This window comes from Streptococcus sp. HMSC067H01 (assembly GCF_001814775.1).
Classification (GTDB): domain Bacteria; phylum Bacillota; class Bacilli; order Lactobacillales; family Streptococcaceae; genus Streptococcus.
Genome location: NZ_KV817786.1, coordinates 1 through 11240, shown reverse-complemented (window position 1 = coordinate 11240; position 11240 = coordinate 1). Strand labels below are relative to the sequence as shown.

At 39.5% G+C, this 11240-nt stretch carries 11 protein-coding genes; 9 read left to right on the top strand and 2 right to left on the bottom strand.

Features of this window, described 5'->3' with window-relative positions:
* The 9 genes from HMPREF2987_RS04495 to HMPREF2987_RS04455 form a co-directional block, all read left to right on the top strand.
* The coding region (locus HMPREF2987_RS04495; RefSeq protein WP_257375137.1) for a major tail protein at positions 1 to 600 on the top strand (600 nt) is incomplete at its 5' end.
* Positions 600 to 1019: a hypothetical protein gene (locus HMPREF2987_RS04490; RefSeq protein ID WP_075229518.1), complete on the top strand. Its 420-nt coding sequence runs from the start codon at positions 600 to 602 to the stop codon at positions 1017 to 1019. The genes HMPREF2987_RS04495 and HMPREF2987_RS04490, both read left to right, overlap by 1 nt.
* Before the next feature lie 275 nt (positions 1020 to 1294).
* The gene (locus tag HMPREF2987_RS04485; protein WP_075229517.1) at positions 1295 to 4426 is read left to right on the top strand and encodes a phage tail tape measure protein; all 3132 of its coding nucleotides are present in this window, start codon (positions 1295 to 1297) and stop codon (positions 4424 to 4426) included.
* Complete coding sequence (locus HMPREF2987_RS04480; RefSeq protein ID WP_257375136.1) at positions 4419 to 5138, top strand: phage tail protein; 720 nt, start codon at positions 4419 to 4421, stop codon at positions 5136 to 5138. The genes HMPREF2987_RS04485 and HMPREF2987_RS04480 overlap by 8 nt, the downstream gene beginning before the upstream one ends.
* On the top strand, positions 5138 to 6490 hold the full coding sequence (locus HMPREF2987_RS04475; protein ID WP_075229515.1) for a phage tail protein: 1353 nt from the start codon (positions 5138 to 5140) through the stop codon (positions 6488 to 6490). Before HMPREF2987_RS04480 ends, HMPREF2987_RS04475 begins: the two co-directional genes overlap by 1 nt.
* Positions 6491 to 8617, top strand: a complete 2127-nt coding sequence (locus tag HMPREF2987_RS04470) for an SGNH/GDSL hydrolase family protein (RefSeq protein ID WP_075229514.1) — start codon at positions 6491 to 6493, stop codon at positions 8615 to 8617.
* Between the two features lie 14 nt (positions 8618 to 8631).
* Positions 8632 to 9048, top strand: coding sequence for a phage holin family protein (locus HMPREF2987_RS04465; protein WP_075229513.1), 417 nt, complete (start codon positions 8632 to 8634; stop codon positions 9046 to 9048).
* Between the two features lie 2 nt (positions 9049 to 9050).
* Positions 9051 to 9329 (top strand): phage holin, encoded by a 279-nt coding sequence (locus HMPREF2987_RS04460; RefSeq protein ID WP_075229512.1) that lies wholly within the window; start codon positions 9051 to 9053, stop codon positions 9327 to 9329.
* Positions 9330 to 9338: 9 nt separating this feature from the next.
* Positions 9339 to 10343 (top strand): GH25 family lysozyme, encoded by a 1005-nt coding sequence (locus tag HMPREF2987_RS04455; RefSeq protein WP_075229511.1) that lies wholly within the window; start codon positions 9339 to 9341, stop codon positions 10341 to 10343.
* An 89-nt stretch (positions 10344 to 10432) separates the two neighbouring features.
* On the opposite strand, the gene HMPREF2987_RS04450 is transcribed toward HMPREF2987_RS04455, so the two are convergent.
* Positions 10433 to 10612, bottom strand: a complete 180-nt coding sequence (locus HMPREF2987_RS04450; protein WP_070677362.1) for a hypothetical protein — start codon at positions 10610 to 10612, stop codon at positions 10433 to 10435.
* Between the two features lie 141 nt (positions 10613 to 10753).
* On the bottom strand, positions 10754 to 10903 hold the full coding sequence (locus HMPREF2987_RS10975; RefSeq protein WP_173390505.1) for a hypothetical protein: 150 nt from the start codon (positions 10901 to 10903) through the stop codon (positions 10754 to 10756).
* Between the last annotated feature and the right edge of the window lie 337 nt (positions 10904 to 11240).

The following is an 11240-nucleotide window of genomic DNA, read 5'->3' as shown; positions in this document are numbered from 1 at the left end:
AAAAAAAAAGAAAACAAAATTGAATTTGGTTTGGAGAAAGTCCATATTGCCAAAATTACCTCAGAGGATGCCCTAGGCAATTTGACTTACGACACTCCACAAGCACTACCTGGGGCCGTCGAGTTGACAATTGAACCACAAGGAGAAACGATTGATTTCCAAGCAGACAACGTGACCTACTATGGCGGCTCAACCAACAAGGGCTACACAGGTACATTGACAATTGCTCGCTTGACCGAGTATTTCCAAACTGAAATTTTAGGGGAGAAGCTAGCTTCAGACGGAACACAGTCTGAGTTTGCTGATGCGGAGAAAGCAGCCTTTGCGATGATGTTCCAAATTGAGGGGGATAAGAATGCTACTCGTCACGTAATGTACAAGTGTACAGTTACTCGACCAAAGCAGGGTTCCAAAACTAAGTCAGGAGACCCGAACACTACGGAACTTTCCTTTACATCAGTCCCACGATCATCTGATAAAGCTGTTAAGACTCGGACAACAGCAAACACAACCAAAGAAGTTTACGACGGCTGGTTTACAAATGTCTATAAACCTGCAGACGGCGTGACATTTGGAGCGACAGAAGGGGTAGGTGGCTAATGGAACGACTTTATCAAATTGGGGACCAAGAATTTCGGTTGGTGACTAATGGCTATACACCAATTGCTTACAAAAATCAATTTGGTCGTGACTATTTCCAGGACTTGATGAACATGTTCCAGGGCGACGCCCTATTGAAAATGGTGGCTTTGTCACAAGAACAGAAAGAAATTGATGTCAGTAAGCTAGACATGTCCATGTTGAAAGATTTCGATATGACTTTCTTTAACCGACTGTTTTGGACTTTTGTGAAATCGGGAGACCCTACGGTCAAGCCTTACGACAATTTTTACATGGATTTGGAATATTTCCCTGTCCAAGACGTCGCTCCTGTCTTAATGGAAATGCTGGAGGCAAACATGAACACAAAAAAGCCTTCGATGACAGCGAATCTGCAAGTGATGAACTTTTTACAGTAGAGTCCTATTTATCCTGCTGTAAAGAAGTCGGTCTGTCAGTAGAGGAGCTACAACACATCACACTTGGCATGGCCCTTGACTACCAAACAGACTATGTCAATCTTCGTGATCCAGACAAACAGACCGAAGTTAAGACAAGAAGAGCTACACAAGACGATATTGATAATTTCTAAAGTGCTTTGAGAGAATTTCTACGATGAATACCTTGTTAACTCAAGGAAAACGTTGCTAGAATCGCTCTCTCAGCACTTTTATTTTTAAAGAAAGGAGAACACATGGCAGGAAAAATTAAGGGTATCAATATTGAAATTGGTGGCGACACAACCGGCTTAGATAAGGCCTTAAAAAATGTCAATAAGTCTGCCTCTGATGCCAGCAAGGAAATCAAAGAAATTGATAAAGGCTTGAAATTTGACCCTGGTAACGTTGTCTTGCTTAGCCAGAAACAGGAACTCTTGGTAAAACAGGTTTCCAACGCTAAAGAGAAACTCGAAACTTTGAAGACTGCAGAGGAGCAGGTCCAGAAGCAATTTGCAGAAGGAAAGATTGGTGAAGAGCAGTATCGAGCTTTTCAACGTGAAGTTGAAACTACTAAGAATGTCCTGAAAGGTTACGAAGGCAAACTAGCAAACGTTAACCAGGCACTTGCAGAAAACGGAAATGCTACCCAAAGCAATAAAAGTCAGCTTCAGAACTTGCAGAAAGAGCAGAATCGCCTTGCAAGTGAGTCTGAAAAAGTTGTCAGCTCGTTTAAATTGCAAGAAAGCCAGTTAGGAGCAAATGCTAGCGAATCTGAAAAACTAGCTCTGGCACAGAAAAAAGTAGGTGCTCAATCCACTATCGTTGCTAAGCAGATTGAAAATCTTGAGAAGCAGTTAGAGTTAACCAAGCAAGAGTATGGTGAAAATTCGGTTGAAGCTAACAAAATGGAAGCACAACTGAATCAAGCTAAAGCAGCGTACTCAAATCTTTCTCAGGAGATGAAGAGTTTGGGTAGTGCTGGCAAACAAGCAACTGGAACCCTAATTGAAACAAACAATCTTCTAAAAGCTGAACTACTTAATCAATTCTCAGAAAAGCTTGCTGACATTAGTCAGAAACTTGTGGATTTTGGGAAGAATGCACTAGAAGCCTTCAGGCAAGTTGATGAAGGCATGGACACTATTGTGACCAAAACTGGTGCGACAGGTGATAGTTTGAAAGAAATGCAAGATATTGCTTCAAACATCGCAACAACGATCCCGACAGATTTCAGTAAGGCTGGTGAAGCAGTCGGAGAGGTCAATACACAGTTTGGACTGACTGGTGATGCTCTCAAAGATGTTTCCATAGAGATGATTAAGTTTGCTGAAATCAACGGTACAGACATTACCAATTCAACTATTTCAGCAAGTAAAGCCTTGGAAGCTTACGAGCTATCAACTAGTGATTTAGCGAAAGTCCTAGACTCTACAACCTACACAGCTCAATCGACTGGTGTATCTGTTGATGACTTGATGAAGAAAGCTATTGAAGGCGCACCACAGATTAAAATGCTAGGCCTTTCTTTTGAAGAAGGTGTAGCACTACTTGGGCAATTTGAAACAAGTGGTGTAGATGCTTCAGGTGCTTTGTCAGGTTTAACAAAAGCAGCAGGAACTTATGCTAAAGAAGGTAAAACTTTGAAAGAAGGTCTTATCGAAACAATTGATAAGATAAAAAACACTACTAGCGAAACTGAAGCAATGGGACTAGCAATGGAAATATTTGGTGCTAAGAAAGCACCTCAAATGATTGACGCAATCAAGCGTGGTTCTTTTGACTTCCAATCATTCGCTGAATCTGCTGAATACTCAGTAGGAGCGGTTTCAAAGACATTTGAAGCTACTCTGGATCCAATTGATAAATTTAAGACAGCACAAAACTCAGTCACGCTAGCTATGTCCGAACTAGGCGCAGCAATTGCTGAAGTTCTAGCCCCTGTATTTGAAGTGCTGGGAAACATAGTCAAAGATATGGCAGAGTGGTTCAGTGGTCTACCTGGTCCAGTAAAAGAATTCATCGTGATTTTGGGAGGTGTAGTCACAGTCGCTGGGATTCTAGTCCCGATATTCTTAACCTTGCAAGCAGCAGCAGTCGCACTTGAAACATCCATCGGAGCAATGATTACAGCAGCACTACCTATAATCGGAACCGTAGCATTAATAGCAGCAGCAATCACAGGGCTCATTATTGGGATTAAATATCTCTGGGAGACTAATGAGGGATTTCGTGAATTAGTAACCACTGTATGGAATGCTATCCTGGAAGTTATCAATAGTGTGGTAAGTGAAATCTCTGACTTCATCATGAGCATGTTTGGAGTGGTTGTGGACTGGTGGACGGAAAATCAAGAGTTGATCAAGTCGTCCGCAGAAATAGTCTGGAATGCCATCTTATCTGTCATTAACACAGTCATGACAGCTTTACAGCCACTCATTCAAGCCGCTTGGTCGAATATCCAACTAGTCATCGAGACAGTCTGGACAGTCATCAAAACAATTGTAGAGACAGCAATCAACACTGTACTTGGAATCATCAAGGCAGTTATGCAGGCGATTAACGGTGACTGGTCTGGCGCATGGGAGACGATGAGAGGTGTTGTAGACGGCTTAATCAATGCAATCAAGTCCATCATTGAGACAGTTCTCACAGCTATTCAGCAATACATTCAAAGAACTTGGCAAGCGATTGTGACCTATATCCAATTTGTACTCAACATGATTTTCAATATAGTATCCACAATTTGGAATAGCATATTGTCATTCATCAGCAATATAGTAACCTCGATTTCCAATACTATTTCTAATGTATTTAACGGAATATCGAGCACAATTAGTGGTATAATGTCTGGCATTTTTAATACTGTAAACAGTGTTTGGAATGGTATTAGAGATACTATTACGAATACCATTAACGGTGCTAGAGATGCTGTTTCCAATGCTATCAATGCTATGAAGGGTTTCTTTAACTTTGAATGGTCACTACCTAGACCGAAACTACCACGCTTCAACATCAGCGGTGGCGAGGCACCGTGGGGATTCGGTGGTAAGGGGTCATTGCCATCTATTGATATTACATGGTTTGCCAAAGGTGGTATTTTAACCAAACCAACCATTTTCGGCATGAACAGTAATGGGCTGATGGGTGGTGGAGAGGCTGGTAAAGAAGCGGTATTGCCATTAAACGAAAGCACACTTGGAATGATAGCAGATCATATCATGTCTACTGTCAAAGACAAGATTATTGTGAACGTGGAACAACCAAATCCACAACCAATCATTTTAAATATTGACGGCAAAACATTCGCTCAATTGATTGTGGGATATGTTTCAGATGCCCAAGCACAGCGTATTCAAATTATCGAAGGAGGAGGCACAGTTGGCTAAACACTACGGAATTAGATACAATGGCAGGCACTCATTTGAAGATGAAGGCTTGCTTTTGTTAAATGAACGGTCAATTAGCATCCCTAACAAAAAGAAGGTACTGGTGCCAATTCCATTTTCAAATGAAAAATATGATTTTTCAACGGTTTACGGCGGGCAGCTCTACGAACAGAGGACCTTGACCTATCAAATCAAAATCAAGAATACAATCTATGGCACGAAAGAAGCCATGAATATGGCTAAAACAAGTGCTATTAACTGGCTAATGGGTACTACTGGACTCGCACCTCTATATGACGATGCAATTCCTGGTTTTTATTTCCTAGCCGAAGTCCAAGGGGATAGTGCTTTTGAAGAGGATTGGGCGCATGGTGTGCTAAAAATCACATTCACAGCCTATCCCTTCATGATTTCCGAGAAAGCTGAAGGAAGCGATATCTGGGATGAATTTAACTTTGAACTAGACGCATTCCAAGATATTGCTTTCGATGTTAAAGGTTCGCTTGATATTCTATTGGTCAACACAGGCATCAGCTTGGCACGACCAGAGATTACGTCGACCAGCAACATGACATTGACTATGCGGAATCAACAGTTCAGTATTATTCCAGGTAGTCGTGTATATGACTTTTTCACACTCGAAAAAGAGAATGAAATTCGCATCAAAGGAAACGGCAGAATCTCGTTCAAATGGTTTAAGGAGCTGATTTGATGTATGCAGTTAGTTTGATTAATGGTGCCAACGTGACACCGATACACGATTCAATGGCCGGCGGGAATAAGCTCTTGTCGGCCATTATTAAGTTTGAAATCAATAAGATTGCCCAGTTTGATTTCCAGTTTTTGCCAAACAACGCTGGTTACAAGGCTCTTATCAAGCCTTTACAGACCATGGTACAAGTAGTCAATATGCGGACAGGTAGAGAAGTATTTTACGGTCGTATAGCCCCAATCACAAATGACATGGCAGAAAGTGGAGTGTTTACATTTGCATACAATGCCAAATCGGAGCTTGATTTTCTGAACGACAGCAAACAAAGGCAACAAATTTACCGCGGGAAGAAATCTGATTTTGTAAAACAAGTCTTGAAATTCCACAATGACAACCTGGAATCTTATAAGGAATTTTTGCCAGGTGATTTGACAGACCTAATCGCAACAGGCGACCACATGGAAGCCGATGTAGACCCTGCCAAGTCGACTTTTGCCACATTGACAGACCTTATCCTGAACGAGTATGGACTGGAACTACAAATTCGCAAGGAGAATGGGAAGAGATATCTTGATTTTAAGAAGCAGATTGGTGTTGACAGCGACACGGAAATCAAGCTCTCTGTCAATCTATTGTCATTAAAGCAGCATATCAACCCAGAGGGCATCGTATCTCGCCTGCTTGTATATGGCAAGCAAAATAGTGAGACAAATCAGCGTGTCAGCATTGCCTCAGTCAACAACGGAAAAGACTACATCGATAGACCTGATTTGATTGCCGAGTATGGTATCAAAATGGAGACTGCCACGTTTGATGACATAGAGAACCCTGTTGCTCTAAAACAGGCAGGAGAAAGCCAGCTAGCCACTCAAAAAGCTGTAGCTTATCAATACTCTGTTTCAGCAGTCAACTTATCGCACATCAACCCGAATTTTGACGAGTTTGAGGAAGGTAACACATATAGGGTTATCAATCCTGTTATGTTTATCGACGAGCGACTGAGAGTTGTTGCTCGACAGATTGATTTGTTAAATGTTGAGAGATCTAGTTTGACGATTGGAGAAAAATTTAAGTCTGCGGAAGAGTGGCAGTCAGATAATATTCGTAAGCGAACTCGGCAATTAGTTACAACTAATCAGCTTAAAGAGCAACAGGCAAGATTGGAAGAAGTGCGAGTTATTGCTAATGCAGCTGCAGAGACAGTTGAAACTGTCAATAATACCGTGAACGAACAGTCTAGCCAACTCTTATCTACTCAAGATAAGAAAAAACTGGATTATTTGCTAATTTCAAAGAAAGTTGACTTAGATGATATATTGAAACGAATTGAAAATCTAGAAAGGAAAGTTTAAATGGGAATTGACCAATATTTAAAAGTTATCAAGGAAGGAGTTTTTGGTCGCGATGTTCGACAAGCTATTCATGACGGTATAGAACGAGTCTATGAAGATGCAACATTTGATGGCAACACAAATATGGAAGTGGCTAAGGCCAGAGGCACCTTTGACCATCTATCCGATAGATTCTCTACGATTGATAATATTATCAATTCAAAAGCAGACGAAGCTGAAATAAAAGCTATGCTTAATAATATTCTAGACGGAACTCCTAAAGGAACATATCCAAATGTTTCAGCTTTACGTTCAGCAAAGCCATCTGGTGATAAAGGTATTTATGTTACAACTGATAACGGCCACTGGAATTATTGGGACGGAAGTTCATGGGCGGATGGTGGTTCATATCAATCGCCAACTGACGGCGTTCCTAATCAGTTCGGCGTAATTTTCGACGGATTATTAACTATTGATCGTAAGACTAAAACAGTATCCTTAAAAAAAGATACATGGATTTCGTTTGGAAATAAAAATTATGCTCCAAATGCTAATTTGAGCATTAGTTACGAACCAACTGGATTGTCAGAATATGTTGTTTACGACTTCCAAAATAAAGGGTTAACCGTGATGACTTTGGCGAACGTTAAGAACATCACGTCAACGCAAGTCATACTTGCTATTATGTATAAGGGTACTTTACATTATCCAGTTAATTCTATGTTCGTTAAGACAATTGGCTACTCAGAATATACGCAGGATAGCTTAATCGGTTCGGTTGTACAAGGCAAAATAATCTATGACAATTATTCAAAAACGTTTAGTTTTAATGGTTTTGGAGAACAGAATGAGATTATTGTTTCAAAAGGGACAAGTTACTACTCGATAAAAGAGCATGAAAATCTTCAACTTAGCAGTGGATTCTTACATCATCTTATTTTGGATACTATAGAAAATAAGTTTAAGCTAGTAAAGAGTTCAGTGATGTCTAATGGAGCAACTTTTACAAGCAAGAATACAGACATTTTGATTGCATCAGTATATCTTGAAGAACTCACGCATTATTCTAGTAATAATTTTATTCAGAGTACAAAATCGTTATTAAATAATGCATGGCAATTAGAAGAATTGATTGTCGACCTTCAGACTAAAAAAACTGTTATTGTGACGCTGGGAGATAGCACGACGGATGGTTGGAGGACTTCAAATTACACCAGCAACAACGATAATATTAATAATCTAAAAGAAGGAAATAATACATATTCTGGAATACTTAATAATATTATTAATCAACAACGTGGTTACAATTTTGATCATAAAATTTATAATCGAGGATTTTCAGGAAAAACCATTTATTGGCTTCGTCAAAATCTGGATGCTGTTCTATCTCCGATACCTGAATCCATTGATTATGCGTTCATTGCAATGGGCATCAACGATATGGTGTACGACGTGAGTAAGATTAAATCATTTCGTGACGATCATATAAATGTTATCAATCGATTGTTGGCGAAAGGGATTAAACCTGTACTAATGAGCACTCAAGCTGAATTTGAGAATTACAAACGATTTGGTTCGAAGATTAATGCGATTGCTGACAACATCAAGAAGGATTTAGCCGAAGAATTAGGATTACCATTCATTGATTATAACGCTGGCACAAGTAATATTTTGAACCATTCAGAATACAAGCTCAAGGATTTAATTCCAGACATGTGTCACTTTGGAGATCTTGGTCATCAAAAAGGGGCAGAATTTTTAGCTAGTCAGTTGATTCCTCAAACGGTATTTGTTTCAGGGATTAGTAAAATCGGGTATCAGAATAACAAAGTGGCATCTGATTTGAATTATTCAGATTACTTGACAGATGAACAAAAAGATGTGAAGTGGATTACTAGAACTGATGGTTTCGATTTAGAAGGACAACTAAATTCTACTCAAATAAAGACAATGTTTGAGGTTTCGGTTTATATTGAACGTCCGTCAATTATCCGCTATTTTGGAGACAACGTGATTGTGACATCAAATGGGCAGTCATTATCAGACGGAGCTGTGCTCGATATCGGATTTTATCGAATTTCAGCTAAAAACGTCACTGGAGTTGCTAGTAAATTCCGTGGCTTGAAATTTAATCTGAAAGAAGTATAGACAAAGGAGGTTGTATGCAGATCGAATTTTTCAATTTTTTAAGAAGCGTCGTTCAGACCGAAGACGGATTGGTATTGTACGCCCTGGCATTGATTGTCTCAATGGAAATCATTGATTTTGTGACAGGAACGATTGCTGCTATCGCAAACCCTGACATCGAGTATAAGAGCAAAATCGGCATCAATGGGCTCCTTCGCAAGATTTTAGGAGTTCTCTTACTGATGATCCTTATTCCGATGTCCGTGCTTTTACCTGAAAAAACAGGCTTCGCATTCTTGTATTCGATTTATCTCGGATACATCGCATTCACATTTCAATCACTTATTGAAAATTATCGAAAATTAAAAGGAAACGTTACTCTTTTTCAGCCGATTTTAAAAGCATTTCAGCGATTACTTGAAAAAGATGACGACAAAAACAAAGGAGAATAAACATGATTAACTGGAAAGTACGTTTTAACTTAAAAAACAAAACATTTTTATTGCGAGTGGCATTTGCTTTAGCTTTGCCGATTCTCGCATATTTCAATCTTAAACTAGAAGATTTGGTCAGTTGGGGAGTCGTTTTAGACTTGCTTGGCAAATTCTTTGCGAACCCTTATCTTGTGGGGTTGACGATTGTAAATATCCTAAATATCATTCCAGACCCAACAACTGCAGGAATTTCTGACAGCAAACGCGCTCTTGACTATCAAGAGCCAGTCCAAAACTAGGAGAGGACAATGAAGAAAAACGACTTATTCATCGACGTATCCAGCCACAATGGATACGATATTACAGGGATTTTGGAAGAAATGGGTACACAAAATACCATCATCAAGATTTCTGAAAGTACAAGCTATCTGAACCCTTGCCGACATGCTCAAGTTGAGCAATCAACCCCTGTTGGATTTTATCATTTCGCATGGTTTGGAGGTGACATCGAAGAAGCTGAACGAGAGGCACGTTACTTCCTTGATAATGTACCTCAAAAAGTAAAATACTTGTGTCTTGATTACGAAGATCACGCTAGCGGAGATAAACAGGCAAATACAGATGCATGTATTCGCTTTATGGAAATCCTCAAAGAAAATGGCTATGAGCCAATCTATTACAGCTACAAGCCATTCACGCTCAATAATATCTATTATGAGCAGATTCTTGCGAAATTCCCAAACAGCCTTTGGATTGCCGGGTATGGGCTAAATGATGGAAATGCTGATTTTGAGTATTTTCCTAGCATGGATGGGATTCGATGGTGGCAATATTCTTCAAATCCATACGACAAGAACATTGTTTTACTAGATGACGAAGAAGCCGAGCCAAAATGGAAAAGAAATGATACTGGTTGGTGGTGGGAACACCCTGACGGATCTTACCCAAAAGAAGAATGGGAAAAAATCGGCGGTGTGTGGTACTACTTTGATGCTAAAGGATATTGTCTAACCAGTCAATGGTTCAAAGAAAATGATAAGTGGTACTACCTCAAAGAAAATGGGGCAATGGCCATTGGTTGGGTGTTTGTGAATGGCAAATGGTACTATCTTGATGCTTCAGGAGCAATGGTCACTGGCTGGGTTCAATACAAGGACAAACTATACCATCTCAAAGAAGAGAATGGCGAAATGTCTTCAAAAGAACTTGTCAAAGTCGAAGGAGGCTGGTACTACGTCAACGAAGATGGCAGTCGTTCAGACAAACCAGCATTTAATGTATTACCTGATGGACTAATTGTTACCACTAAATAAAGAAAGGAGATTCTATTTTTCTTCTTAATGACCCGCAGGCTCAGGCTTGCGGGCTTTTTTGTTTGCAATAATAAAAGCAGTGACCGAAATCACTGCTTATCAGCTGTAGCAAATTCATAAAGTTTTTCTGCTGTGAGAAGGGCCATTTTGTCCATGCTTGTTTTTCCTTTTCTAAGGTCAGAAACAGTAGTCCATGGAACTCCAGCGCCTTGCGAAATAGCAGATGTAGACATTGAACTGTCTAATAATTCTTGAATAACTTTTCTCATATTATTTGTCCTTTTTATTTTTTAGATAGATATATACATTGATTGCAATTATAAAAATAGCTATTGCACTAACCATTGCTTTTCCTCTTTTCATTTGATAAAATAGAGGTGTGAGGGGCTTTCGCCCCCACCTCTTAGCGTTTACCTTTTTCTTTTGCGGGATTCGGGTTTACGCTTTTTGTTTTGTCTTGCGACTGTTATTGCAGTCACCAGACTTGCTATAGCAGTTACCGTTTCAGGGATATTGTCTATCGCCTTTTCAAGTAACCTAAGCCAATCTTCTTTGTTCAACTTCCTCACCTCCTTTCCTTATCTTGATTATATTATATCACGGTACACCGAGAAAGTCAAGCGTTTTGATGAAGTTTTTTTAAATTTTTTCAAAAAAATAGACCTTGTCCAGAGGTCGGGGAGTTGGAGGGACACCCCTCCAATGTAAACTATTAGAACTAAATTGCAGCCTTCTCAACTATACGGGCAAAGGTGAGTATGAAAATGAATACGAAGATGAATACGATTTAAAAAAATGACGAAAATCAACGGAAATGATTTTAAATAAAAATAAGCAAAAACTCAACTATTGATAAGCAACAGAAAGCATTGAAAAACATTTGTCACTTATACCATA

Excerpts from the sequence above, each read along its gene's own strand:
- HMPREF2987_RS04475 (WP_075229515.1), top strand. The coding sequence starts at position 5,138 with ATGTATGCAGTTAGTTTGATTAATGGTGCCAACGTGACACCGATACAC.
- HMPREF2987_RS04450 (WP_070677362.1), bottom strand. The coding sequence starts at position 10,612 with ATGAGAAAAGTTATTCAAGAATTATTAGACAGTTCAATGTCTACATCT.
- HMPREF2987_RS04460 (WP_075229512.1), top strand. The coding sequence starts at position 9,051 with ATGATTAACTGGAAAGTACGTTTTAACTTAAAAAACAAAACATTTTTA.
- HMPREF2987_RS04470 (WP_075229514.1), top strand. The coding sequence starts at position 6,491 with ATGGGAATTGACCAATATTTAAAAGTTATCAAGGAAGGAGTTTTTGGT.
- HMPREF2987_RS04455 (WP_075229511.1), top strand. The coding sequence starts at position 9,339 with ATGAAGAAAAACGACTTATTCATCGACGTATCCAGCCACAATGGATAC.
- HMPREF2987_RS04465 (WP_075229513.1), top strand. The coding sequence starts at position 8,632 with ATGCAGATCGAATTTTTCAATTTTTTAAGAAGCGTCGTTCAGACCGAA.
- HMPREF2987_RS04485 (WP_075229517.1), top strand. The coding sequence starts at position 1,295 with ATGGCAGGAAAAATTAAGGGTATCAATATTGAAATTGGTGGCGACACA.
- HMPREF2987_RS04490 (WP_075229518.1), top strand. The coding sequence starts at position 600 with ATGGAACGACTTTATCAAATTGGGGACCAAGAATTTCGGTTGGTGACT.